26 protein-coding genes and 1 pseudogene are annotated in these 26,954 nt (G+C 35.8%); 22 read left to right on the top strand and 5 right to left on the bottom strand.

The genetic code is table 11. The annotated features are described in order from the left end of the window. Window positions 1–98 precede the first annotated feature (98 nt). A complete protein-coding gene (locus tag E2636_RS16425) occupies window positions 99–1,526 on the top strand; it encodes an amidase family protein (protein WP_134211200.1) in 1,428 nt (475 codons plus the stop codon). A 306-nt stretch (window positions 1,527–1,832) separates the two neighbouring features. Here E2636_RS16425 and E2636_RS16420 read toward each other — a convergent pair whose 3' ends face one another. Next, the gene (locus tag E2636_RS16420; RefSeq protein ID WP_016427518.1) at window positions 1,833–2,015 is read right to left on the bottom strand and encodes a hypothetical protein; all 183 of its coding nucleotides are present in this window, start codon (window positions 2,013–2,015) and stop codon (window positions 1,833–1,835) included. A gap of 578 nt (window positions 2,016–2,593) precedes the next feature. On the opposite strand from E2636_RS16420, the gene E2636_RS19125 reads away from it, so the two are divergent. The 18 genes from E2636_RS19125 to E2636_RS16335 all read left to right on the top strand — a co-directional run bounded on the left by E2636_RS19125 (window position 2,594) and on the right by E2636_RS16335 (window position 19,026). Beyond that, window positions 2,594–2,740: a hypothetical protein gene (locus E2636_RS19125; RefSeq protein WP_166669561.1), complete on the top strand. Its 147-nt coding sequence runs from the start codon at window positions 2,594–2,596 to the stop codon at window positions 2,738–2,740. Window positions 2,741–3,206: 466 nt separating this feature from the next. Then, window positions 3,207–3,440: a hypothetical protein gene (locus E2636_RS16415; protein WP_134211198.1), complete on the top strand. Its 234-nt coding sequence runs from the start codon at window positions 3,207–3,209 to the stop codon at window positions 3,438–3,440. A 1,093-nt stretch (window positions 3,441–4,533) separates the two neighbouring features. Next, the gene (locus E2636_RS16410) at window positions 4,534–5,232 is read left to right on the top strand and encodes a response regulator transcription factor (RefSeq protein ID WP_134211196.1); all 699 of its coding nucleotides are present in this window, start codon (window positions 4,534–4,536) and stop codon (window positions 5,230–5,232) included. Window positions 5,233–5,410: 178 nt separating this feature from the next. Then, window positions 5,411–6,286, top strand: a complete 876-nt coding sequence (locus tag E2636_RS16405) for a HAMP domain-containing sensor histidine kinase (protein ID WP_243840685.1) — start codon at window positions 5,411–5,413, stop codon at window positions 6,284–6,286. Window positions 6,287–6,361: 75 nt separating this feature from the next. After that, on the top strand, window positions 6,362–6,766 hold the full coding sequence (locus tag E2636_RS16400) for an OsmC family protein (RefSeq protein ID WP_134211192.1): 405 nt from the start codon (window positions 6,362–6,364) through the stop codon (window positions 6,764–6,766). A 129-nt stretch (window positions 6,767–6,895) separates the two neighbouring features. Next, window positions 6,896–7,477 carry a hypothetical protein gene (locus tag E2636_RS16395; RefSeq protein ID WP_243840684.1) on the top strand — a complete coding sequence of 194 codons (582 nt, stop codon included), beginning with the start codon at window positions 6,896–6,898 and terminating at the stop codon, window positions 7,475–7,477. After that, window positions 7,464–8,222: a cytochrome c biogenesis CcdA family protein gene (locus tag E2636_RS16390; RefSeq protein WP_134211189.1), complete on the top strand. Its 759-nt coding sequence runs from the start codon at window positions 7,464–7,466 to the stop codon at window positions 8,220–8,222. Before E2636_RS16395 ends, E2636_RS16390 begins: the two co-directional genes overlap by 14 nt. Before the next feature lie 18 nt (window positions 8,223–8,240). After that, window positions 8,241–8,801: a redoxin domain-containing protein gene (locus E2636_RS16385; protein WP_134211187.1), complete on the top strand. Its 561-nt coding sequence runs from the start codon at window positions 8,241–8,243 to the stop codon at window positions 8,799–8,801. Between the two features lie 784 nt (window positions 8,802–9,585). Further along, window positions 9,586–10,272, top strand: a complete 687-nt coding sequence (locus tag E2636_RS16380; protein ID WP_134211185.1) for a GntR family transcriptional regulator — start codon at window positions 9,586–9,588, stop codon at window positions 10,270–10,272. Window positions 10,273–10,334: 62 nt separating this feature from the next. After that, a complete protein-coding gene (locus tag E2636_RS16375; RefSeq protein WP_134211183.1) occupies window positions 10,335–11,354 on the top strand; it encodes a C4-dicarboxylate TRAP transporter substrate-binding protein in 1,020 nt (339 codons plus the stop codon). A 12-nt stretch (window positions 11,355–11,366) separates the two neighbouring features. After that, a complete protein-coding gene (locus E2636_RS16370) occupies window positions 11,367–11,846 on the top strand; it encodes a TRAP transporter small permease (RefSeq protein ID WP_134211182.1) in 480 nt (159 codons plus the stop codon). A gap of 21 nt (window positions 11,847–11,867) precedes the next feature. Then, entirely contained in the window at window positions 11,868–13,148 is a 1,281-nt protein-coding gene (locus E2636_RS16365) for a TRAP transporter large permease (RefSeq protein WP_134211180.1), read from the top strand. A gap of 33 nt (window positions 13,149–13,181) precedes the next feature. After that, a complete protein-coding gene (locus tag E2636_RS16360; RefSeq protein ID WP_134211178.1) occupies window positions 13,182–13,940 on the top strand; it encodes an SDR family NAD(P)-dependent oxidoreductase in 759 nt (252 codons plus the stop codon). A gap of 32 nt (window positions 13,941–13,972) precedes the next feature. Continuing rightward, on the top strand, window positions 13,973–15,376 hold the full coding sequence (gene uxaC, locus E2636_RS16355) for a glucuronate isomerase (RefSeq protein WP_134211176.1): 1,404 nt from the start codon (window positions 13,973–13,975) through the stop codon (window positions 15,374–15,376). 19 nt (window positions 15,377–15,395) lie between these two features. After that, a complete protein-coding gene (uxuA, locus tag E2636_RS16350) occupies window positions 15,396–16,466 on the top strand; it encodes a mannonate dehydratase (RefSeq protein WP_134211174.1) in 1,071 nt (356 codons plus the stop codon). A gap of 2 nt (window positions 16,467–16,468) precedes the next feature. Next, the gene (locus tag E2636_RS16345) at window positions 16,469–17,317 is read left to right on the top strand and encodes an SDR family oxidoreductase (protein WP_134211172.1); all 849 of its coding nucleotides are present in this window, start codon (window positions 16,469–16,471) and stop codon (window positions 17,315–17,317) included. A 134-nt stretch (window positions 17,318–17,451) separates the two neighbouring features. Continuing rightward, the gene (locus tag E2636_RS16340) at window positions 17,452–18,399 is read left to right on the top strand and encodes a sugar kinase (protein ID WP_134211170.1); all 948 of its coding nucleotides are present in this window, start codon (window positions 17,452–17,454) and stop codon (window positions 18,397–18,399) included. A 12-nt stretch (window positions 18,400–18,411) separates the two neighbouring features. Continuing rightward, on the top strand, window positions 18,412–19,026 hold the full coding sequence (locus tag E2636_RS16335) for a bifunctional 4-hydroxy-2-oxoglutarate aldolase/2-dehydro-3-deoxy-phosphogluconate aldolase (RefSeq protein WP_166669559.1): 615 nt from the start codon (window positions 18,412–18,414) through the stop codon (window positions 19,024–19,026). Between the two features lie 759 nt (window positions 19,027–19,785). Here E2636_RS16335 and E2636_RS16330 read toward each other — a convergent pair. Next, window positions 19,786–20,493 (bottom strand): Crp/Fnr family transcriptional regulator, encoded by a 708-nt coding sequence (locus E2636_RS16330; RefSeq protein ID WP_134211166.1) that lies wholly within the window; start codon window positions 20,491–20,493, stop codon window positions 19,786–19,788. Between the two features lie 244 nt (window positions 20,494–20,737). Continuing rightward, complete coding sequence (locus E2636_RS16325; protein ID WP_134211164.1) at window positions 20,738–21,220, bottom strand: flavodoxin domain-containing protein; 483 nt, start codon at window positions 21,218–21,220, stop codon at window positions 20,738–20,740. Between the two features lie 628 nt (window positions 21,221–21,848). On the opposite strand from E2636_RS16325, the gene E2636_RS16320 reads away from it, so the two are divergent. Further along, window positions 21,849–22,085, top strand: coding sequence for a heavy-metal-associated domain-containing protein (locus E2636_RS16320; RefSeq protein WP_134211162.1), 237 nt, complete (start codon window positions 21,849–21,851; stop codon window positions 22,083–22,085). Window positions 22,086–22,144: 59 nt separating this feature from the next. Then, window positions 22,145–24,064 (top strand): heavy metal translocating P-type ATPase, encoded by a 1,920-nt coding sequence (locus tag E2636_RS16315; protein WP_134211160.1) that lies wholly within the window; start codon window positions 22,145–22,147, stop codon window positions 24,062–24,064. A gap of 270 nt (window positions 24,065–24,334) precedes the next feature. Here the strand turns inward: E2636_RS16315 and E2636_RS16310 are convergent, their stop codons facing one another. Continuing rightward, complete coding sequence (locus E2636_RS16310; protein WP_134211159.1) at window positions 24,335–24,682, bottom strand: hypothetical protein; 348 nt, start codon at window positions 24,680–24,682, stop codon at window positions 24,335–24,337. A gap of 514 nt (window positions 24,683–25,196) precedes the next feature. Between E2636_RS16310 and E2636_RS16305 the strand changes: the two are divergent. Further along, a pseudogene (locus E2636_RS16305) lies at window positions 25,197–25,391 on the top strand (6-pyruvoyl trahydropterin synthase family protein); the annotation flags it as partial. A 73-nt stretch (window positions 25,392–25,464) separates the two neighbouring features. Here E2636_RS16305 and E2636_RS16300 read toward each other — a convergent pair. Continuing rightward, entirely contained in the window at window positions 25,465–26,601 is a 1,137-nt protein-coding gene (locus E2636_RS16300; protein WP_134211157.1) for a TIGR04053 family radical SAM/SPASM domain-containing protein, read from the bottom strand. Window positions 26,602–26,954: the final 353 nt, after the last annotated feature.

Below are 26,954 nucleotides of genomic sequence, written 5' to 3'. Positions count from 1 at the left end.
AACTACACATCTTCCAGGTTCACCGATTATGTTCCTGGAGAAGCAATTTTTCTTGAAAATTCGGTAGTAGAATAACACCACAAAAAAGGAGAATCAACGTGAAAGAATATACCATCACAGAAATTCAACTAGCATACGAAGCAAATCAAATGACATCGGTACAATTAGTTCAAATGTATTTAGATAGAATAAAAGCTTACAATCGAAATGGTCCAAAAATCAACGCAATAGTAAGCGTTAACCCAGATGCTTTAAAAATAGCTGCTGAGTTGGATAAAGTTTGTGAAAAAGGCATTCGAGGTCCTTTACATGGCATTCCTGTTATTTTAAAAGACAATATTGAAACAACTGACAAGATGCCAACAACTGCAGGATCATTTGCTCTTGAAAATAACTTTGCCAAAGACGACTCATTTGTTGCTAAGCAACTGCGACAAGCAGGGGCTATTATTCTCGGGAAAGCTAATATGAGTGAATGGGCTTACTTTATGACTGAAGATGTTCCTAGTGGATACAGTGGATTAGGTGGACAGGTCTTAAATCCTTATGGAGTAGGTTCATTTATTGCAGGAAGTGTGGGTGGTTCTAGTTCAGGTTCTGGAGCGGGGATTGCATCTAACTTTGCTGCTGTGGCGATTGGGACGGAAACTTCAGGTTCAATCCTGAGTCCAGCGAGTGCTAATTCATTAGTTGGGATTAAACCAACTGTTGGGTTAGTTAGTCGAACAGGCATTATTCCACTTTCACATAGCCAAGATACTGCAGGCCCGATGACTCGAACTGTTACAGACGCGGCGATAACACTTGGCGTGATAACCGGAGTGGACGAAATGGATCCAATTACGCAAGCGAGTCAAGGAAAGGCATTAAAAGATTATACGAAACATTTAATAGCAGAAGGGTTAAATGGAGCTAGAATCGGTGTAGATAGATCGTTTTTAAGCGCTGTAGATACAGATGAAAGAAAGATAATTGAAGAAGCCATTGAAGAGATTAAATCACAAGGTGCAATTATTGAAGAAGTAACGATCCCTAAAACAAGTTTCACTTCTATTGTTTTGTGGCATGAATTCAAACATGATATAAATGCTTATTTACGTAAGGTTTCAAAAGAAGTTCCGATTAAATCACTAGTAGATCTTATTGAATTTAATAAACAGGACCCAGACGTTAGAATGAAATTCGGGCAAATTGAACTTGAAAAGGCTCAAACGATGAGTGATGATCCTTATGATCAAACCTACTTAGAACACCGTGAAATCGACATAAGAAATTCAGCTAACGAGGGAATCGATGTAGTCATGGCTGAGAACAACTTAGATGCTTTATTATTTGAGAGCAACCGTGGTGCAGCAATACCTGCAAAAGCAGGCTATCCATCGATAACCATCCCTGCTGGTTATACAACTGAAGGCATGCCAGTTGGGGTTACATTTAGTGCAAAGGCTTATAGTGAACCAAGATTAATTGAACTAGCATATTCTTATGAGCAAGCCACGAAGAAAAGAGTGGCTCCAAGATTTTAAGTAATAATAAAAGGCCGTCAATGCAGCACAGTGTGGGTTTGTAAGAGACACGTAACTTTAATCTATTTCGATAATTAAAGCAGTCCTAGGAACAGAAACAAACATGAAAGTTTCAACAATCGCGTTTGTTTCTGATGACCCAGGGACGGTGTTAGTACATAAAAAACACTTAGTTAGGACAAAATATTAACTGTTAGTTTACTTCCTCTTAAAGGTTTAGATGAGTAACAATGGAAAAAATCCACGCTGTAGATTATACAGTTATATTCTGTTGGAAACCCCCTACGCCAAGTCTTGATAAAACAATCAATGCATTCCTTTCCATTCCCCTTGGTTTTTGGATGCTTTTTCTTTTTTTGCCTTTTCTTTTTTTGCTCGATTAGCATTTGCACTTCCGAATTCTTTAGAGAATTCGGAATCTGTTTTGCTAGAGTCAAACCCTTGTTTATTCTTTTGTTCTGCGTCATTTTTCTTTGTCCGTTTCGCCATAGGTATCACTCCTTTTTTTTAGTATGAGAAATGGAAGTAGAAATATACGTCATAGCTTTTTGTAGGTATTTTTCACCCTATACCAATTCTTAATTAGTTTATCAATTATATTTTTAAACCCTTATATGGTTAAGATAATCTTTCTTTCATCAACAGTAAAAAAATGAACAATAAATACATGCTTAAAAATACTGTTACTACTGGTCTACTTTAAGGTACTCTTTTTTCATAAGGTAGTCCCAGGGACAGATACAAACATGAAAGTTTAAACATACGCGTTTGTTTCTGACCCAGGCATCTTCGGACGCTACTTATGCTAATAGGGTAATTGTGGTGTGTAAGTCATTCTTTTTTATAGATGTGGAGCAAATTGAAGATTTCCAAAAGAAAGAGAAAAAAGCAAAGTGAGTTGCTCACTTTGCTTTTTCAATTTTTCTTTCAACAGCAACAATATTTACAGCAATTCTTTTATAAGATCCCCAACAATGGTAATCGCTTCCTGGAAGGTGGGTTATGTCAACCTAGGAGTTATACGTGATACAATCCCATAAAGCTATGATTAGACTGGAGGGATAGGAATGACAAGATTTATTGATGATTTTGCAGGGGCGATAAAAGATATCTTGAAATTTATTTTTACAAGTATTTGTTACCTTTTAGCAGGGATGTTAATTGTCGGTATCCCGTTTTATCTAATTGCATTAGTGTTTGAAAATATTAATTAAATGTAAATTATTGTATATATAAATTAGCCAAATGTTCTAGTGGAACAATCGGTTGCCTTTACAAGGCGGCTTAGAATACCACAATTGATGTTTGATAAAAGCAGTTGTTTTTCAATACCTACACGTAGATCATCAATAGGGAAAGCGCTAATGGAAAAGCTAATTTACTAGCTCTTTCATTGGTGCTTTTTATATTGTGCACGTACAAAACCATCCTGATTCAGCGCTATGTCATACAATCCATTTGAGTAAATGAATAATTTCTTACGGACAGATAAAAAAGTCACAAATTCAATGCACTCTTTAGACAAGAAACCAAGGGGAGAATTTTCAGTATTTTTATAGGTAAATTGGATATTTATGCTAAAATATACTACAACAAAATAAAATTTAAAGAATTTACTCTAATTCTACTTTTCTTATTTTAGTACTTGAAATTTTAAACTATCTATAGGAGGCATAGCTTATGAAAAAATTCTCCCTATCTTTATTAGCTGGAACTATAATTGGATTGGTTTTATCTTTTGTTCTTATGGATTATAAAGATATGAGTTTTAAAATAATGGACCAAGGTAGCACCGAATATCGAAGAGTAAGGGAATTGGATTTTGATTTTGCTTTTAATGCATCGTTGTTAGTTTTTGGTGCTTTTATTATAATATTTGTTATTTGGACTTTTGTTGAAAAAAAAATCAAATGAGAGATTTTTTTCAAATAATAAAAAGAGTTAAACACCTTTTCTATATAATAGTCCAAAAATAAGGGGATTAAATTGTAGGACATATTGAATTACCATGAGGATTAAAAAAGCTTTCTTAAAAAAAGGCTGAGACTTGTAATTAGCTGTTAGCTGATCTGATCAAAAATCCTCCCCTATTCAAAAGTATAGGATAAAGAAATTAAATCAAAAAATATGATGAAAATGTATCGTTCAGTTCAGCGGATTTCTGTATAACAAAAAAACCCCCTAATGAGAAGGCATTAGGGGGTGCAATGATATACGTGGTAAAAGAAAATTAACATTATAAGATATACATCTAGTTAATATTTAGTTAAACGATTACTCAGGATGGATCATCCTAATTCTACTATCGATAGTCTTACTTTTTTGTTTTTCTCTTTTCCATTTCTTTTTTCACCAATGGGAGAACCTTTTCTTTGACTGCCTTTTGTATTTTGGGATTACTTATTAATTTCTTGAATTTATTGATCACTTTCATCCCTCCGATATATAAAATTTGGGCCTAACTAATATGGAGTTTATTAAAAACCTGATTCGTCTTTCATTGCTATTGTATATAAAATGTTGGATTAAGTCTTGTATGTTGAATAGTTCAACCGGCATTTCAAGATATAGCCGTGTTTTTATTATTGTTAATTTCCCTTAGTGTAATTATAGACTGACTGCCTCATTAAATATTACGGTAGTATATTTTTATCAAGTCACAATGCATTGGAATAGAAACAATTAATCAAATATGCTTTTTCTTAATCAAACTTTAACAAAGCCCATTCATAATGGATTGTAAAGGAATGTTGTTATGAATTACATTGGGATTTTTTGCTTTAGCAGGGTGGATGTTGTCTTTTTTCTCTCCATATTATTTTCCTTTATCCTCATATACCACTCACTTAACGGGTGGTAAGATTGAAAACTCTAAAATGCTAGTCAATTGTAAAACGCAATAGATAAGGTTCATTAGGTTTATTATTGGATTAAGTATTATCTTTGCAGATTTGCTTAATTTAATGAAGGAAATAAGAATATTTCAATTGTAGAAAAGGTGAAAAACTTGAATCAAACAAATCTCATTGGCAAATCTGTATTAATTGTAGAAGACGATCCAAAAATCCGGAATCTCATTAAGATCTATTTAATCAAGGACGGATATGAGGTCATTGAAGCTGATAATGGAGCTGAGGCAAAGGAGAAAATTCAACAGTTCGATCCATGTATTTTAATACTTGATCTCATGTTACCAAAAGTCAGTGGTGAAGAGATATGCAGATGGGTGCGTGAAGATTTAAAAAATATGATGCCCATAATCATGCTTTCGGCAAAAGCTACTGAAAAAAACAAAATAGAAGGCTTCAAATTAGGTGCTGATGACTATGTTGTCAAGCCTTTCAGCCCTGCTGAATTAATGGTTAGAATAGAGGCCGTATTAAGAAGAACGGCAAGCCGTTGCGGGAAGTTAAGTTTTACAGGATTTACGATTAAACCGGCAAAAGGCGAAGCGTGGATAAATGGAGAACAGCTTGAATTAACCCACTTCGAATTTAAGTTGCTCCATACATTTATGCAACATCCTAGTCAGGTTTTATCCAGGGAACAAATCTTGAATATGATTTACGAAAATAATGAAAAATCTGTATCCGATCGGACCATTGATGTTCATATCAAGCATTTGAGAGGAAAGATTAGTGAAAAGACACCCAAAGATTATATTCAGACTGTGAGGGGAATGGGGTATAAATTTGTGGGTCTTTAGAAAGTTATCCAACCTATTGTTAAGACTGGTTGCGTTGAATAGCCTTGTTATCTTGCTCGTCATTCTCCTTGCTGCTTTGTCTGTGACGGATTATGCCTGCTATTTGGTTAATTCACAACAAGTCACAGGACAGGAATTTGTTGATACATTGAATGGATTTCTTTGGAAAGTCAGCATTGTGACATTTATTATTGCAGGGTTGTTTCATTATTTTACAGTGAAAAAAATTGTTGACCCCATTAAGCATTTATCGAATGCGGCAAAAGAAATCAAAGAAGGCAAAACACCTTCCAAAATTGAAAGTTCGGCTACAGGAGAAATAAAGGGATTAATTGAGAACTTCAATTCAATGTCAGAAACGCTCACTTCCGTTCAAGTACAAAGGGAAGAAATGCTGAAGGATATTGCACATGAGCTTCGGACACCATTGACCAATATAAACGGTTATCTAGAAGCACTGCAAAACAAAGTAATTGATGGAAACCCTGAATTATTTGGTTCACTGTTGGAAGAATCCCGACGAATTACAAGAATTGTTGAGCTTATATCAGAATTAAATTATTGGAATAACGGAATTTATTTTTTAGAAAAGCAGTTTGATCAAGTGGAAATTAACAAAGTGCTGTCAGAGTCTTTAACAGCCTTTCAATTGAAACTACAGAATCAAATTGCGGATATGCAGTTTACCATTAAGGATGCTGAGATATTGGGCAATAGAGATGGTCTTATGCAAGTCTTTACTAACGTGCTTCAAAACATCCTTGATTATAATACGGGAACATTCTTGAAGATTAATGGAGAGATAAAAAATAATAGGTATATCATAACCTTCACTCATTGTGGTCGATTTATTGATCCTGAAAAAAAGACTATGATCTTTGAACGATTTTACCGTTTAGAAAAATCAAGAAGCACTAAGTCTAACGGTGCCGGTCTTGGGCTTGCAATTAGCCAAAGCATTATCACCGCGCATAAAGGCAATATCGGTCTAGATACAGATGGCACTCATCATACGTTTTGGATGGACTTTCCTTTACATACGTTGACTCGATAATATGGAAGTGTGATTGTCTTAATCAAATCTTAACAAACCATGTTCATAATCAATTTGAAAGGGGTTTAGTTCAAAATGAAATTTACAATCGAAAATGAAAAAATAGTGGGCGATTTAGGTTTCGGGTTGCTACCTATTTCTCCTAACGACACAATTGGTTATCGTCCGTATGAACTTTTGATCTCTTCTTTAGTTGGATGCAGTGGAACTTTGCTCGGAAATATTTTAAAAAAGAAAAGGGTTGAGCACAAAAGGATAGAGATGGACGTCTCATCTGTCAGAAATCCGGATCATGCCAACCGAATTGAACAACTTTCCATAACTGCCTATGTCCAATCAGACCAAAGCATAAGCGAACAAAATGCACTGAAGATAGCTGATTTAGTCGTCAAAAATTGTGGAATGATTCAGTCTGTCATCCATTCGATTGATCTAACTTTCATAGTCAAGTCGTCCACACTCAATGGTGATGTCCGTTGACCTTCGGCATGTGTTTGATCAAGCAAGACATTGAAAAGGGGTACATCATCAATGGTGGAGACTACTAAATTAATACCAATTTTTATTACTATTAGTAGTATGTTTGGAGGAATTCTATCTTTTTACATGATGAGTGATTTACCTAAAGAGCAGAGGAAAAGACATATAGAAGAAATAACTTCGCAACTTATTAATTTCGTGCTTTTTATTTGGGTCGGAAAAATCATCATGAATTTTACTGTATTTATCAATGATCCATTGGCTATATTGGCTTATCCTAGCGATTCGAGTGCGTTTTATCTAGCTGTGTTATTCAGCTCATTATACCTATTTTTTAAGTCTCAACGGGGTCAAATGAATATGATGTTGTTTATCCAGTCTTTTATTTTTGTGTTTTTAATAGCTTCATTTTTGTATGAATTTATGCAGTTTGTCTTGTATGACAATACATATTCAGTTAGCTATATGGTTTTACTGGCAATTCTTCTCATCCTCATCCTAACCGCCCAGGGACGTATGGGAAGCCATACCTTAATAAGTGCCTTGTTAATCGGATGGTCTTTAGGAATATATTTTATTACGACTATCCAGCCTTTTGTTACGGTATTTGGGTATATGATGACACCTTGGTTTGTAGGTTTGTTTTTTGCAGTGAGTTTTACTCATCTCATATTAAATCAAAGAAAGAGTGGTTATATTGAGCGGAATTGAAACAGATACAGTCTTAATTGTCGGAATGTTGCTGGCTGTTGGTGCTGGGGCTCTTTCCTTTTTGTCACCTTGCGTACTGCCTATTTTTCCTGCGTACCTGTCCTACATAACCGGAATCAGTGTAAAAGAATTGCAGGGAAATCAAAGCACTCAAATCCGCAAGAAATTATTGAGCCATTCAATCGTCTTTCTATCAGGAGTTTCACTCGTGTTCATTAGTCTGGGAGCCAGTGCTTCTTTTTTAGGCGAATGGATTCAAACTTTATTAATGGGTGATTCAGGTTTATTTATCCAGCGCATTGCGGGTATTTTTATCGTTATTATGGGCTTCTTTATCGCAGGTTGGATTAATATTACAGAATTAATGAAGGAAAGACGTTTTCAATTTTCAAAAAGACCTGCTGGATATATTGGAACATTTTTTATTGGACTCGGCTTTGCAGCGGGCTGGACTCCTTGTATCGGACCGATTTTCGGGTCCATCCTACTTTTGGCTGCAAGCAATCCCGGCCAAGGCCTTCTTTACACTGTGATGTACGTCATTGGTTTTGCTTTGCCATTCCTTATATTAACTTTTTTCCTCGGATCAACGAAATGGATCGTTCGTCGAAGCCAAGTGATTATGAAAGTGGGCGGCGTCATTATGATAATAATGGGTCTGGTGTTGTTTTTTGGTCTAATGCCGCTTATTACAGGATTTCTACTTGAATTAATAGAAGATACTTGGTTATCAAAACTAGGATAGGTATGGGGGTTATCATCAATGAAAAAAACAATTCTTGTTGTGGTTATAACGTTAATGGTTAGTTGGACTGTTTTTGATCTTGTAAATTCAAGGGAAGAGATAGCAAACCAAGAAGATACAAGGGTTGATGAGGCTGTCGGTTCTGAGGAGACAGGACTTGCAATTGGCAATATAGCACCCGATTTTGAACTAACAACATTGGAGGGTAAAACTGCTCGTTTATCTGACTATAGAGGGCAACGTGTCTTCATAAACTTTTGGGCTACTTGGTGCCCACCATGCAGAGCAGAAATGCCAGACATGCAGAAACTATATGAACAGACGGACGTGGATATAGAGATTTTGGCGGTCAATATGACAGAGTCAGAAAAAGCTGAGGAAGACGTAACAGAGTTTGTAAAAGACTTCGGTTTGACTTTTCCGATACTGATGGATGCAAACTCAGATGTGGCAACTACCTATCAAGTACAGGCATACCCTACTTCTTATATGATTGATTCAACTGGTCGAATACAATTTATTGCGCCTGGTGCAATGAACTATGACTTCATGCTTCAAGAAATAGAAAAGATGAAATGAAGCTTTAAATTGTAGATGAGTTGTGAGAATTATGTAGGATAACGGGTCCATCAACCGGCTAGATGGACGATTGATAATGAACCACTCTATGCCTTATATGGTCGCAATCGAAGATGAGTATTCTGCATTCATCCGTTATATATTTACTTTCATAGGTTCCTTTGCTTTTGTTGAACGCCCGCTTGATAGCTTCAATGTCTTTGCGGTGCTTCCGTTGCGGACATTTTAAATAATCATAGTAACCACCTTTAAAGTAGTCCCAGGGACAGAAATAAACATGAAGGTTTAAACATACGCGTTTGTTTCTGACTCAGGAATCTTCGGACGCTACTTATGTTAATAGGGTAATTGTGGTGTGTAAGTCATTCTTTTTATTAAGTGGCGCCAATTGAAGATTGCCTAAAGAAAAATGAAAAAACAAAGTGATCTAATCACTTTGTTTTTTCTTTTGCTTTCAATAGTTAGTGGGTACCCGTTATAAAAAATATGTATAGAAGGATCAACTAGTTTGACAAGGGGGCAGTTTTTATCTCTACTTCTTTAGGTGTTTACAGGCTGGCTAGTATGTTATTAGATTTTTAATATACTTTTAGAAAAAAGGAGATTAGTAATTGCTTAAACGTAGTTGGCGTTAGGTTAATTTAATTGCAAGAACAGGATAATTACAGGGCTACAATATGTCTGATTCTTAAAATAGAAAGAATAATAAAAAAATTTATAAAAAACACTACCATACAAGTGTGGTAGTGTGCTAATATGTTTGAAAGAGTAAGGGGGGGATTTAATGCTAACGATAGACCCAAAAAAGAAAGTTAAAAGTTTTTCTACAAGGGATTATGTATATGAAATATTAAAGGAAAACATTATCTCACTTAAAATAAAACCCGGTCAGAATATTTCTGAAAAGGAAATTTCAGAAATGCTAGAGGTCAGCAGAACGCCGGTTAGAGAAGCTTTTGTTAAATTGGCACAGGAAGAACTAGTAGAGGTATATCCACAAAGAGGAACAGTAGTTTCGTTAATTGACTTGTTTCATGTAGAGGAAGCTAGGTTTATCAGAGAGCATCTGGAACGAGCTACAGTGAGGGTTGCCTGTGAGAAATTTACAGATGCAAGTCTTGTAGTGTTAGAAACAAATTTAATCATGCAAAAACAGTGTGTACAGGAAAATAACTTTGAAAAGTTATTTGAACTAGATGAAGCGTTTCACCATACCATTAGCATTGGATGTGGGAAAGAGAGAATTTCATTGTTGATTCAGCAAATGAATGCCCATATAAACCGAATTAGGATGCTTAGCTTGGCCGCTAATTACAACTGGGACCTTATTTTGGAACAACATGAACAAATTTTCAATGCAATTAAAGAGAAAAAACCAGATGTTGCCGATAAAGTCATGGAAGAACATTTGAAAAAATTAAGATTTGATCAAGAGAATCTGAAAATAGAATACAGTCAATATTTTAAATAATATTTTGAACAAAATGAAAGCGCTTTATTGGTAAATAAAAATTATTCAAAGGGGATAAACAAATGATGAAGAAAAATTTATTATTACTAGTAGCTTCAACAATGGTTTTATTAGGAGCGTGTGGTGGGGAAGAAAATACGAATGAAAATGCTAGTGATAAGGGCGGAAATGAAGAAGTTTATACACTAAAATTAGGGACAGCTCTTGCTGAAACAGATCCAATTTATCAAGGTTTAGTTGAGTTCAAAGAGAACGTTGCAGAAAAGACAGACAATAAAGTAAATATAGAGATTTTTGGAAACGGTTCCTTAGGTGATGACAAGGATATTATTGAACAAGCAAAAGTCGGTACAAATGTTGCGGTAATAGTAGATGCAGGAAGATTAGCTGAAATGGTCCCACAAATGGGGATATTGTCAGCTCCATATCTTGTTGATAGTTTTGATGAAGCAAATCAAGTAGTACAATCTGAGTTATTTAAAGGTTGGGAAGAAGAGTTATCTGAAAACCACAATTTACAAGTATTATCTTTTAACTGGTATCAAGGGGAAAGACATCTATTGACGAATAAAGAAATTAAAACACCGGCAGATCTGAAAGGACTTCAGTTACGTACTCCGGGTGCAGCTGTTTGGACAGAAACCATTACAGCAATGGGTGCAAGCCCAGCAGGTATGGCATTTTCTGAAGTGTACCCAGGAATTCAACAAGGTGTAATTGATGGCGCAGAAGCACAACATCCCGCAACTTATGGTGCCAACCTTCATGAAGTAGTAGATTATATTACTAAAACTGCTCACTTCCAACTGGTAACTGGAATCGTAGCTGGTGCTGATTGGATGGCTGAACTACCTGAAGAATACCAAACGATTATATATGAGGAAGCATCAAAGGCTGGAGAAAAAGCATCTAATAATACGGTGGATTCGCTAGCTGATTTTGAACAAAAAATGATTGACGAAGGTGTAAAAGTTAACGAAGTAGATATCGAGCCCTTTAAGGAAGCTACAAGTGTAGTATACGAAAAATTCGAAGGATACAAAGAGTTACGTGAAGAAATTAATAAAATTCTAGGAAAATAGAGAGTGATAATAATGATTAGAAAATTCTCTCAAATGTATGTGAAAACTGAAAATTTTATTACGAACTTATTGATGGTAGGTGTAGTAGCCTTTGTGCTTTTTGCTTCGGTCGTGAGGTGGGCGGGTTATCCGCTCTCATGGTCCGTTGAATTTGCTCAACTTTTATTTGTTTGGGTAATTTTCTTAGGAGCAAATCGAGCCTTACGTGAAGACAAACATATTAGTGTAGATTTCTTCACAAAGAAACTCTCTAAAAAAACAAAGGCAATTTTAGAGAGTGTTATATTCCTATTAATCATAGCTTTTTTATTCTTCTTAATGATTTTTGGAATTAAACTAAGCATCGAGAATTCTGTGAGGGTAATTAGCAATCTAACGGTAAGTTATTCTTTAGTTACAATGTCAGTACCAATTGGAAGTACGTTGATGATAATAACACTTTTCTTTAAGTTGAAAGAGAGATTCAAGTCATTTAAAAGCGAAGTCGTTTAAGTGGGAAAAGGGGTGAAATAGATGTTACTTGTCGCTATAATTTTTTTCGTTTTGTTATTTTTGAATATGCCAGTTGCTTTTGCAATAGGTATAGCAAGTTTATCCTTTTTCATAATAGAACCAAATTTACCGGTAGAAATAGTTACTCAGAGAATGGTAGCGGGTACCCAATCATTTCCATTATTAGCTGTTCCGTTTTTTATCCTGGCAGGTAATCTTATGAACTCCTCTGGAATCACGGAACGTCTAATTCGTTTTTCCAATGCTTTAACTGGCCATTTAATTGGAAGTCTAGCACATGTTTCAATTGTACTTAGTACGATTATGGGAGGAGTATCTGGTTCAGCTAATGCAGATGCTGCCATGCAAAGTAGAATATTAGGACACAAAATGATTGCAAGAGGATATTCGGGAGGGTATTCTGCTGCTGTAATTGCTATTAGTTCTTTAATTACTGCAACGATTCCACCTAGTATCGGTCTGATCTTATATGGATATGTCGGACAAGTTTCGATAGGGAAACTCTTCTTAGCTGGGATTATTCCAGGTATTCTTATGATGCTTGTTTTAATGATTGTTTCGTATTTAGTCGCCAAAAAAAGAGGGTATGATCAAGATATTATTACGAAGAGGGCTACCTTTAAAGAAGTTTTAATAGCTTTTAAAGAAAGTATTTGGGCTCTATTATTCCCAGTAATTCTGGTGGTTGGTATTCGTTTCGGCATATTTACAGCGTCTGAAGCAGGAGCCTTTGCCGTGTTTTACGCATTAGTTATTGGATTCTTTGTCTACAAGGAACTTAATTGGAAAAACTTAATACAATCAATTGAACAATCAGTTACAGATAATGCTTCTATTCTATTAATTATTGCAACGTCTTCTATTTTAGGATTCTTAATTACCTATGATCGCTTGCCACAAAATGCAGCTGATTTTTTAATCGGAATTACTAGTAACGGAACGCTATTACTGTTAATTATTCTGTTATTCCTTGTTGTTGCAGGTATGTTTATTGAATCTACCGTCTTGGTTTTATTATTAACACCGATTTTCTTACCGATTGTTACACAAGTTGGTGTAGATCCAGTTCATTTTGGGATTTTAATGATGACAATTATAACTTTCGGTGGTATGACTCCGCCAGTCGGAGTGACCATGTATACGACCACTTCTATTATGAATGTACCAATAGAAGAATATATAAAAGAAGCAATTCCTTTTATCTTAGGTGTTCTTGTACTGGTCCTGTTCCTAGTTTTTGTTCCAGGAATCGTAACATTTATACCTGATCTGTTTATGTAACACGATTAATATTCTAAAATGGAGGGTTGCGCTGTGTTTTCTTTTACTGAAAAAGTTGTTTGGGTTACCGGAAGTAGTACTGGAATAGGGAGAGCTATTGCGTTGGAATTTGCGGAGCATGGAGCAACTGTTATAGTTCATGGAAATTCTAACCCTGAGGAAGCAAATATAACTTTAAGAGAAGTCCAAAAGAGAAATTCTAACGCTATTCTTGTCTTGGGAGATGTTACAGATAGAAACCAAGTTGATCAGATGGTGGCCGAAATCAAAAATAAATATGATAGAATCGATATTTTAATCAATAATGCGGGTTCTATGGTGAAGCGTTCTAAAATTGAAGATTTAGACCAAGATACATTAGAAAAAATTATTAATACCAATTTCACCTCAGTTTTCCATGTCACGCAATCTGTGTTGCCACTTATGAAACAACAGGAAAAAGGGGTCATCGTCAATATGACTTCCATTGCTGCGCGGAACGGAGGGGGTGTTGGAGCTGTTGCTTATGCAGCTGCCAAAGCAGCAGTCAGTACCTTAACAAGAGGACTCGCTAAAGAACTGGTGAATGACAATATACGTGTCAATGGAATAGCGCCGGGAATAGTTACAACACCTTTCCATGATCAATTCTCTACACCAGAGTTGCGTGAACGAATGGCTGGCCAAGTCCCGTTAGGTAGGGAAGGTACTCCAAAAGAAGTAGCAGGTGCAGCACTGTATCTAGCTTCAGATTATGCGAGTTATATTACCGGAGAAATTATTGAGGTAAACGGTGGCTTATTAATGGATTAATAACTAAATACTAAAAGATAGGAGGGTTCAGTATGAAGGCATTTATGGATGACAACTTCTTATTAGAAAATGATACGGCTAAATTGCTCTATCATGATTATGCAAAAGAAATGCCAATCTTTGATTATCATTGCCATTTGACTGCAAAGGATATTGCGGAAAATAAATCATTTTCAAACCTAACAGAGATTTGGTTGAGTGACGATCATTACAAATGGAGAGCTCTAAGAAGTAACGGTGTACCGGAAAAGTGGATAACTGGTAGCGGCGATGAAAGAGAGAAGTTTCAAAAATGGGCTGAAACGGTTCCATACACAATAGGAAACCCGTTGTATCACTGGACCCATTTAGAACTACAACGCTATTTCGATATGCCAAAATTGCTTTCTGGTCAAACTGCTGATGAGATATGGGAACACTGCAATCGACTACTTCAAACTGACGCTTTTACAGCTCGAGAATTGATCAAAAGATCTAATGTCAAGGGACTATGCACAACTGATGATCCTTTAGATGACCTTACTTACCATAAAGAAATTAAAGAAGATTTATCTTTCGATGTACATGTATTGCCTACTTTTCGTCCGGATGGAGCTATAGCAGTAGAAAGCAGGGACTTCAGTGACTGGATAGCAAAACTAGAAGATTTGACAGGAATTCAAATGAATAATTTTACTGACCTAGTAAGAGGATTACATGTAAGAGTTGATTACTTTCATGAAGTTGGATGCAGATTATCCGACCATGGATTAGACTCCAACTTCTATTCTGAAGCAGACGAAGAAGAAGTGAATAGCATTTTTCTGAAAGGGTTGTCGAACGAAGTCTTGAGTAAAGGTGAAATCATCAAGTACAAGACGGCGATTCTGAAAGCACTTGGAAAGCTTTACAAAGACCAGGGATGGGCAATGCAATTACATATCGGAGCATTGAGAAGCAATAATACTAAAAAGCTAGAAACAGTAGGACCGAATACGGGGTTTGATTCAATTGCGGATTTTATATATGCAGAAGACCTTTCTAACTTATTAAACTCATTGGACTATGTAGATACTTTACCAAAGACGATTATTTATAATTTAAATCCTAGAGATAATTACATGGTTGCAGCCATGATTGGAAACTTTCAAGATGAGATTCCTGGGAAAATTCAATTTGGTTCCGCTTGGTGGTTCGGCGATCAACGGGATGGGATGGAAGAACAACTAAAGGTGCTTGCAAATTGTGGTCTCTTGTCTAAATTTGTAGGTATGCTAACGGATTCTAGAAGTTTCTTATCGTACACGAGACATGAATACTTCAGAAGAATTCTTTGTAACATGATTGGTAGATGGGTAGAAAATGGTGAATATCCAGCAGACTTTGAAACGTTAGAAAAGATAGTAAAAGATATATGTTACTTTAACATTGATAAATATTTAGATATAGAATCATAGGATAGATAGGTGAAAAAACATGCAAATGACATTTAGATGGTTTGGACAGGGAAATGATAATGTGTCATTATCCCATATTAAGCAAATTCCAGGAGTAACGGGTATTGTGTGGGCTTTACATGATGTAAGGGTAGGCGAAAAATGGCCACTCGATAAAATTTTAGAAGTCAAAAAACAAGCTGATCAATATGGTTTAAACATAGATGTAGTTGAAAGTGTAAACATTCATGAAGATATTAAATTAGGACTCTCCTCGAGACAGCAATACATCGACAATTATAAAGAAACAATTAAGGAATTATCTAAAGTAGGCGTAAAAGTAATTTGCTATAATTTCATGCCAGTATTTGACTGGATTCGGACAGATTTATTCAAAGAATTGGAAGATGGTTCCACTGCTTTATTTTACGAAAAGTCAAAGGTTGAAAACATACAACCTAATGAGCTAGTAAATAGTGTTTTTAAAAACAAAGATTTTACTTTGCCAGGTTGGGAACCAGAGCGTTTAGATCAACTGTCTGAATTATTCGAAGCATATAAGAATGTTACAGAAGAAAAGCTATGGGATAATCTACAATATTTTTTAGAAGAAATTATTCCAGTGGCAGAACAACACGATATAAAAATGGCGATACATCCAGATGATCCACCTTGGCCTGTATTTGGATTGCCAAGAATCATTAATAGTAGTGAAAACATTAGAAGACTATATAGCTTAGTAGACAGTCCATATAATGGACTTACTTTTTGTAGTGGTTCATTAGGTGCAAATGGAAAGAATAATTTGACTGGAATCGTCAAGGAATTTGGTGAACGAATCCATTTAGCACATATTCGTAACTTGAAACGTTTTGAAAATGGGGACTTTATTGAAACCTCACATAAGATGAGTGATGGCTCTATTGATGTCGTAGGAATTGTAAAAGCATTTCATGAAATTGGCTTTACAGGATATACAAGACCTGACCATGGTAGACATATTTGGGGAGAAGTATGCCGTCCAGGTTACGGATTATACGATCGTGCCCTTGGCATAATGTACCTCTGGGGTATTTGGGATACACTTCAACAAACAGAAAGTAGTGTGTGAGTATGTTGGGAATCAATGAAAATTTAAAAGGGAAAGTAGCAGTCATTACAGGCGGAAGTGGAGTGCTTTGTAGTGCAATGGCAAGAGAATTAGGACGACAAGGGGTAAAGGTTGCCATTCTTAACCGGACTTTAGAAAAAGGCAAAGTAGTAGAGAGTAATATAATCAGTGCTGGGGGACAAGCAATCGCTATTGCTTGTGACGTATTGAACAAAGAAAGTGTGCAACGTGCTCACTTAGAAATAACAGAAAAGTTCGGTTTATGCGATATTTTGATTAATGGAGCAGGTGGGAATCACTCCCAAGGAATTACTACAAAAGAAACATTTGAAACCGGAGATTTGGAAGATAAAAATATACAAACGTTTTTTGATTTAACAAAAGAAGGATTCGGTTTTGTTTTTGATTTAAATATTCTAGGAACACTAATTCCGACTCAAATTTTTGCGAAGGATATGCTGAATCGTAAAGGGTCGGTTGTGGTCAATATGTCGTCAATGAGTGCACCGTCTCCAATGACAAAGGTTCCAGCATATAGTGCTGCAAAAGCGGGCATCGAAAATCTTACACAATGGTTAGCGGTTCATTTTGCAGATGCGGGTGTGCGTGTTAATGCAATTGCACCAGGTTTCTTCTTAACGGAACAAAACAAAAATTTATTAACAAATGAAGATGGATCTTTAACACCAAGATCCAATAAAATTATTTCACATACGCCAATGAAACGGTTTGGTAAGCCTGAAGACTTACTTGGAACAATGTTATGGTTAGTGGATGACAATATGTCTGGTTTTGTAACTGGAATCACAGTCCCAGTTGATGGTGGGTTCATGGGGTATTCAGGAGTATAGACTCTTTGGGATAAATTCACAAGAGTCAAGATGTTGAAGTGGAATAGGGAGTAAGGGCCATATTAGTTAATTGATGTAATCATGCTACTGGAGTATCAAAGTTGGTCAAATAGTGCGAAAGGAGATGAGACAAGATGGATATTATAACAATTGGAGATGGCATGATTACATTCGATCCTTCCACAAAAGGACCTTTACGTTTCGTTAATACATTTGAAAGAAAAATTGGCGGTGCCGAACTAAATGTCATGCTTGGTTGTGCTCGCCTTGGTCTCGATGCTGGATGGATAAGTCGGTTAGGTAAGGATGAGTTTGGGCGACATATTATCAATACAGTTCGTGGTGAAGGCGTAGATATCAGTGAAGTACATCTTATGCCTGGTTACGCAACATCACTCAACTTTAAAGAAGTTCAAGAAACGGGAGACGGTCGTACGTTCTATTATCGTCTTCCTTCACCAACAGAAACGCTTTCACCTGAATCTTTGCCTTTTGAGTATATGAGCCGAGCAAAGATTATCCATTTAACAGGGGTATTTTGTGCAATTCTAGAGCAAAACCGAGCAATTACCTTGCGTGCTCTGGTGTGGGCTAAAGAGAAAGGGATTGTAGTATCCTTCGATCCAAATATTCGATTGCGCCTTTGGTCTGCTGAGGAAGCCAGAGAAACATTGCTTACATATTTACCTTACGTGGACCATTTGCTAACCTCGCGTGATGAACTAGAATTACTATTTGACTCAAAAAATGAAGATGAATTACTAAAAAAATTGTCTTCTTACCAATTTAAGTCTGTCGTGATGAAAGATGCTGACAAGGGCTCGTATGCTTTAGTTGATGGTGCATGGAAACACGTACCGGGATATCCAGTGACAAAAGTAGTAGACACAGTTGGAGCGGGAGACGGATTTGATTCGGGATATTTGTATGGTCTGCTTCAAGGATGGTCAATTGAAGAACGACTGACTTTTGCCAATGCGATTGGAGCCATGGTTGTTCAGGTTAACGGAGATAATGAAGGCTTGCCTTACTTGGAAGAAGTTGAACAATTTCTTGGGAAACGCGAAATCATAGTGAGGTAGGTGTGAAAAATGTTGAATTTTTTAAAAGATAATCCACTCGTACCTGTCCTACGCAAAATTCCTTATGAATATGCAGATGAGATTATAAGTGCTTTATATGACAGTGGTATTCATATTGTGGAAATTACGATGGAGACAGAACGAGTTGAGGAAATTATCCGTAATAGTGTTACGAAATTTGGTGACAAAATGCTGATAGGCGCAGGAACTATCTTATCCATTAATGATTGTCATCGTGCAATAGAAGCGGGTGCACAATTTATTGTGGCTCCTGTTCTACAAGAAGAAGTCATCCAGTATGCAGTAGCAAGAGGGATACCTATGATCCCTGGTGTATTCACTCCGAGTGAAATGTTGCGTGCATATGATGCTGGTGCAATAGCTGTAAAACTATTCCCTGCCTCGTCGCTCGGACCCGGGTTCGTTAAAGATGTTAAAGGTCCATTAAGTCACATTCCAATAATGGTTACTGGAGGAATCGATGCTGATAATGCTCGTTCTTATTTAGATGCTGGAGCAATTGCGGTAGGAGCAGGCAGTGCGTTGCTCGATAAAAAAGTAATTGCAGCGCAAGATTGGAAAACTCTACGTAACATGGCGAAGGAATGGGTAGAAAAGGTTCACTAGTCACATGAATCCGAGATTAGTAGATTGCTAGAATTTTAAATGCAAATTATTATGCACAAGTGTTGTTTCTAGAAGTTTATACGATATTGATCTTATCAACACCTATACTATAGTCATAAAAAATAACCCATCTTTGAGTTGGTAGCTCAGTTGGGTTATTTCTTTATTTTCCAACGCAAACGTTAGTATATTTTATGGAATGATAAGACTCCTTCCATTAAAAAATATTGTGTTTTGTTGCTTTAATATACTTTAATTAATTAAAGCAGTCCCAGGGTTGGTGGTTATGATGTCTGGGAAGTTCATTTGCCAGCACCATCATTAAACTGAAGAGTCATCTTACTCTTGAAGAAGATTAGAACGGATATTGGATTTAACCATCATTTTACTCATGACTCTTGCAAGTATCGGAGGAGCAATCATTTATACTATTATCGGTATAGCTCTAAGAACAGATGAAACAGCTTTTATTGCATCTGTGACCCTGGTCGTCTCGACTTATGTCAGAAATTATTGCCCATAAACTGACAGTTTCGATTCCTTTTGCGGTTTCTGGGATATCAGAAGGTAAGTAGGGAGAGCCATTATTTGTTGCAACTATTCATTTCCCACCCCGTGTAGATTTAAAGTGGAGTACGTAAAAAAGTGCCAAACCCATGAAACACTTGGGTTTGGCACGACTAGTCGAATTTAGTAAGTAGACTAAATTTGAAGCAAATTGTCGCTACGGCATGTATTTAGAATCTTAGAGATGTAGTCTTAGACGAGCAATAATGCGTCTAAGTCTAAAATCTGGAAACCACGCTGGCCTTTCTGCTGAATCCAACCTTCTTCTTCGAATTTAGCTAACTTTCTGCTGATGGTTTCAGGAGTCGTCCCGAGATAGGAAGCAAGGTCTTTCCGGGACATAGGCAGCTGGATTTCCATGGATCGGCTTCCTTCATACTGTTCAGCTATATAAAGGGCGATACGTGTTTCTACATCTTCTGTTGCAAAACTAGTTATCTGGCTTTCCGTCCGGTCAAGCCGGTTGGAGAATTCAGTAAGTATTTTCAAGGAAATCTGTGGGTATTTTAACAGAAACTCATAAAGATCTGTACCAGTCATCATGCAAACTTCAGTCTGTTCCATCGCTTCTGCGTAGTTTTCATGGCTTGATTTTTTGAAAAGTGCTAACTCACCTGTAAATTCACCTGGACTCACAATACGAATAAGCTGTTCTTTACCCAGTTCTGATAAACGATAAATTTTTAATCTACCTTTATTAACGATATACATGGAATTGGAATCTTCTCCAGCGTTGTAAAGCAGTTCTTTCCGCTTGAGTGTAAGCGATTTGATTGTATGGACAATTTCTTCCATTTCAAGTTGATCAAGATGATTAAAAATCGGAACGAGGGAGATGCACAATTTGTAACTTTCCTTTGTTCCTTCCTTATAATGGTTGCACGATTCTTTATTGCTCATGTATACCCTCCCCTAATGTCTGTGTATTGTGAAAAAATACCCTTAAAAGTTTAATAGATCAAGTTTAAAATTGGGGAAATTGTATATCTTTGATTCTAAGGTTGAATGGATTCGCTACTCAATAAAAAACTTAGTAAGAGGAATACAAAATATATATCCATTATTAACTTTTTCACTCTTAATTATCAACCTTCAATGAATTAATTCAAAAAATATACATTCTGCTTTTTGAAAAGTGAACGCACTAACATGGATTTCCAACTGGTAAAGAATGTATCAATGCATCCTCAAATTGATCTGCTAATTTCTTGATGGCTGCCAGTGTTTCTTCATCTTCAGGATACAGGTCCACTTTCACGGTGTGGTTAATGACAGTCGCATGAGTTTGTTCAAATTGCTTTTTCATTAAGTCCACAGCATGGCAGAATAAGGCGTAAGATGTGTCGCCGGATCCGAAAACACCAACAACAGTACCAGTCAAATCTATTTCTTCGAGAAAATCATAATAAACTTCAATTTCAAAAGGTAGTTCGCCATCGAAGTACGTATATGTGCCGAAAAGAATGCCATCAAATTGATGAAGTTCTGAAATATTTACTATATCTTCTAGTCCGATTTGCTTCATAGTGATAGCGAATCCTCTTTTTTCTAAGTGTTGTTTTAGTAAATTGGCAATTTGATCTGTATTGCCGGTTTCACTCGTATAATGGATGAGTATTTGTTTCATAAAAAACACTCCTTTTTCATTCGAAAGAGTATTAAAAATGAAGTGATTATTACTCAATTAATTTTTAATCTCCTTGTGTACTCATCTTAAATTAGAATGTTTCAAAACTCCTTGATGTATATCAAGTTTATGTATAAAAATTTACAACGACACTCTCCAAGTAATGATGGAGAGTGTTTTTTAGATGATGAAGTATTCAATGTGAATCGATTTCAATTTAACCTTGTGATTTATCTGTTGTGATAACAACACGACCGCTAATTTGACCACTACTCGTACGGTCAAATATTTCATTTATTTGTTCAAGTGGTCATCCTCAAATATGGACTTCAAATTTTCCAACTGACAATCGGAATGAAAAACCAGCAGTGTCATCTTAGTTCCTGAAAAAGTAACGCTATTTTCTTTTCTAATAGGGGGCAATATCAAATTTATCTTAATCATTAACTTAAAATTTCATATAGAATTTTTCAGTGGCCAAGCTTATTAATACCCTGTTTTGTTTTTCTATTCATTTCGAAACTTTGATTAAAAAGAAATAAAGTTTGTGAATATTGATTTACATCAAGTTATTAATTCAAGTTTTATTTTAAGATTAGAATATGTAAAACAATAGGAGGAAAAAATAATGGTAAAAGCAGTTTTTCAATTAGAATCATTAACTTGTCCATCATGTATCAAAAAAATTGAAACTACACTTTCTAAAATAAATGGCGTGGCTTCAGCAAAAGTTTTCTTTAACTCTAGCAATGTACGAACAGAATTTGATGATACGCAGATAGATGCAAAAAAAATCGGAGAAACAATTCAAAAATTAGGGTATCCAGTTTTATCGGTGAAAGTTAAGAGCAAGAAAAATGAATAATCAAAGATGACGTTGTAATCAAAATTTGTCGCTAAATAATAGAGAAGGAGGAGTTAAAAGTGATTCAAATAGTGAATAAATATAAAAATAAAATTACCGCTATATCAGGGTTTCTCATAGTCTTTGGATTTGCCTTAAATCTCCTAGGTAATTCAAAATATGTAGATTTCACTCTTATTCTTGCAACAATTATTGCAAGTGTTCCGATTTCTATGAAAGCTTACCAAGCATTGCGAATGAAGGCTTTTAGCATAGAATTATTAGTAACAGTTGCTGTGATTGGTGCTCTTTTCATCCAAGAATACACGGAGTCTGCCGTTGTGACGTTCTTGTTCTTATTCGGAGCATATTTGGAAGTAAGAACACTAGAAAAAACACGCTCTTCATTAAAAAACTTAATCGATATGGCCCCTCAAGAAGCATTGCTGATACGCGGTGGTGAGAATATTTTTGTTCCTGTTGAAGAAGTAATAGAAGGTGATCACATTATTATTCGAGCGGGTGGAAAAGTGCCGGTGGATGGAAGTATTGTAATTGGCCATGCATATTTAAATGAAGCAGTTATAACTGGTGAATCAATGCCTGCTTCAAAACGAATAGCGGATAAAGTATTTAGTGGAACGATTGTAGACAATGGATATATTGAAATTGTGGCTGAAAAGGTTGGTGATGACACTACTTTCGCTAAAATTATTGAGCTTGTGGAAGAAGCACAAGAATCAAAATCAAAAGCACAGAAGGTATTGGATAAATTTGCAAACATCTATACACCCATAGTTGCTTTATTATCCATTGTCATTTTTTTCATTACCCGAGATTTGCACTTGTCCATTACCTTTTTGGTAATTGCTTGTCCAGGTGCTTTGGTAATTGGAGCCCCGGTTTCTAACGTAGCTGGTATCGGTAATGGCGCTAAAAATGGTGTTCTAATAAAAGGTGGAGAAATAATGGATAGATTCTCCAAAGTAAACACATTGGTGTTGGATAAAACCGGTACTCTCACAAAAGGCAAACCAGAAGTAACAAATATCCAAACCTTCAACAATTACGAAACAGATGAATTATTAAGGTTAGTGGCGCTTGCAGAAACCACATCTGAACATCATTTGGGTAGAACTATTGTTAAAGAAGCACAAAAAAAACATATCAATGTAAGCTATAAACCAAAAGCTGTGGATATTATAAAGGGAAATGGTATCCGAGCCAAAGTAGATGATCACGTGCTAGTTGTAGGAAACCGGAAATTGATGAATGCTGAAGGAATCATGATCTCAAAAGAAGCAGAAAATTTTGCATTAGCTCGAGAAAAAATAGGGAATACAGCTATTTTTTCAGCAATTGATGGACAAATAGCTGGCATAATCTCGATTGCCGATCAGATTCGTGAAGATGCTTCTATGGCTTTAGAAGAAATGAGGAAAAATGGGATTCGAAAAGTGATTATGCTAACAGGAGATAATAGACACACCGCTGCATTAGTATCAAACGAACTAGGCTTGGATGAGTTTCATGCAGAATTATTGCCAGAAGACAAAGTTGAATTTATTAAAAAGTTAAAAATGCAAGGACACGTCGTAGCCATGGCAGGTGACGGTATCAATGACGCGCCAGCAATTGCCACAGCCGATATAGGAGTAGCGATGGGCGAAGGTGGAACTGACATATCCATGGAAACTGCTGATGTCGTATTAATGGCCGATAAACTTATGCAGTTTTCTCATGCTTATTCATTATCTAAAAAAACAATGCGAAATATGAAACAAAATATTTTTATAGCTATTTCAATCGTCTTTGTGTTGTTAATTGGTGTACTCGCAGGAAACGTACATTTAGCATCAGGAATGTTTATACATGAAGTGAGTGTATTGATTGTTATTCTAAACTCAATGCGCTTGATCAGATTCAGTGAAAAAAAACAAACAATCAAAGATAAAATAATTAATGTATTCGGTGGAAAACAAATAATCGACAATGCGTAAATTAAGTGTTAAATATCACTGTAATTATGAAAAGATATGGGTTAAGTTTTATTACTATAAGAGAATAATCCTTACCATAAAATAATTGGGTCATAGCTATTACCCGTGGGGATGAAGCTATAAAGAACTTCCTAAAATACTTTGTATCTTTAGTAAAGCGGGGAGCTTTTCCCCATTTTATAAAAGATAAGAAAATAAATAAAATTAATGTGACAAGAACCCAGTTGCCCGTTAGTTCAATACCAAACGATAATTTAATAAAGCATCCCGTTATCCCTTTAATAATTTGTGTTGTTTACTGTTTTTAGGAATGACTATCAATTTAGTAATTAAAAATATACCAAGAAATATAAAACAACTTAAAACAGTTTTATCACTTGTAACTAGACTTGACTGGATTATTTGTATTCCGACTAATACGTTTAATGTAAAAGAAATGAGAAAACCCAAAAGTGACCCAGACTCTAGATAGTATCCAATTAATGACCTTTTGTAATTAGATAAATCTGTTTTTCTAATTCGTTGGATAGTCATAATATGTTGGATTTGTCTAACTAAACCGTATGTTGTACCTATTATTATAAATGCGACCATAACGTAACCAATCGAATCATCCATTATTTAACACTCCTCTTTTTTCGATTTTTCTAATATATTACGCTCAACTAACCTGCATCATTAGTTCATTAAAGAAATATCTTTTATTTATTATACCAACAATATCCATTTTCACCTTTAAATTTTTCTGTTAATTATAAAAAAACCTCCAAATGAGGTGCTAATTTGGGTACTATTTGGCTGTTTATTTTGATGATAAACCAGGCTTGATTTGACCGTTTATTTTGGAATAAGTGATCCAAACCTGAACGTCCTATCTATATATTGGGTACTTTTATTTTACAAGATAGGACAATTTTTTATATTTACTTTTAAAACTATATTGGTATCACTGTTGATTTTTAAAAGGAGAATGATTGCAGTGGAAAGCATCCGCCTGAAACGGAAATCACTAGACCTAAATAGAAGGCAAGTCCTATTCTTTAAACTGATACTTAAATCATCTGTAGATTCTTAAAGGAGGAAGAAAATGTTTGGTTTTAAAATTGTAGATGGATTGCAGAAATATGGGGGAGACCTTACATATTGGAATGAGTTGTTACCACCCGTGAATACAACAGCAGAAAATATGGTGTATTGGATTTACAAGAAAATGGAGGAAGGAATTGACTCAAAACCTAAGATTGTTGAGGGAATAGCAGTAGAATTTGCACGGTTATATGAAACACCTACCTCTTACGCAGAATTTAGAATGGAATGGGATAAGTAACAGAGAAGATACCGGGGTTGTCTGTAGAAAAAGAGCCGATCGGTGGTATTTGCACCGTTCGGCCCTATAGATTTTAGGATTCTATAGTAGTCAGTAGTTTTTTCTTTTTTCGAAGTGACTTAGGAATATAAATACAATACGGTTCGCTTTCCATATAATCTCCGGTTATATTGAATGCTCTCGATCTGGATCCCCCACATACATGACGAAATTCACATACGCCACATTTCCCTTTATACTTATCGGGATTCCGTAGATTTTGGAACACTTCTGATTCACGATAGATCGTCGCAAGGGACGTTTTTCGTACATTCCCTGCATTTATTGGCAACAATCCACTTGGAAAGACATCGCCGGTATGGGAAATAAACACAAATCCATTCCCGTCATTAACGCCTTTAGGTGCACGGCCGAGGCCATCTATTTGTCCGGTCTTTCCACTCATTAAAGCATCTTCATAGAGAATGGTGTCATCATTACTAGCACTTTCCCTCATTTTGTTTTGAATAACTACCCGACGATAATGTTGTGCAGCAGTTGTTTTTATATCAAAAGGAACTCGTTTTGACAATTTATATAACCACTGTAATACTTTTTCATGTTCTACAGGTGAGATCATATCACTCTCTTTTCCTCGTCCAGTAGGAACAAGGAAAAACACACTCCATAATACACAATTAAGATTTTCTACCATCTTAGCCATTTCATCCAGATAGTCCACATTGTATCTTGAAATCACCGTATTAATTTGGAGAGGCATCTCTAATTCATGTAAGTAGCTGATTGCATTCATTGTTAAATCAAATGAGCCAGCTGTCCCTCGAAAATGATCATGAACTTCTGCACAATGTCCATCTATAGAGAAGGCCCATCTGGATAGTCCAACATCTTTTGCTTTTTTCATTGCTTCTTTCGTGACATTCGGTGTTGCAGAGGGTGTCATGGAAACACGCACACCTTTTTTTACGGCATATTCGGCAATTTCAAAGACGTCTGGTCGCATTAATGGATCCCCGCCAGTAAAAACGAGCATTGGATTATTCATATCATATATATCATCAATTAATTTTTTACCCTCATCAAGCGTTAATTCACGGGGATCACGAAAGTATTGAGCCTCAGCTCTACAGTGTAGGCATTTTAGCTCGCAGGCACGCGTCAACTCCCAGATAACGATGAATGGATTTTCATTATAGTCTTGTGGAAACATTCTAAGCCCTCCTAAATAAATTGTTAAAGCAAGTATAAAATTCATTCGTGGCACTGTGTGTGATATATTTCACACTTTTAAATACTCATCATATACTCCATCAAATAGACACAAATTAAACTATTGAAAACTTCAAGGGTTTAACAAATTTCTATCAATTACAATGAAGTCCAAAAGCCTCTGTTCTAAGAAATTAATCAACTATTTATAGAACAATTACATATTTGCTCTCATTTAAGAGAGGGAAGAATAAATGGGAGTTGAAAAGTGACAAAGATATTGCTTTTTATTATTCTTTTTAAAAAAAGCCCAAAGAGTGATTTGGGTCACTAATAAAAAATTTTGTTCCTTTA

The organism is Paenisporosarcina antarctica, assembly GCF_004367585.1.
Taxonomy (GTDB): Bacteria; Bacillota; Bacilli; order Bacillales_A; family Planococcaceae; genus Paenisporosarcina; species Paenisporosarcina antarctica.
This window is presented reverse-complemented; position numbering and strand designations above follow the sequence as displayed.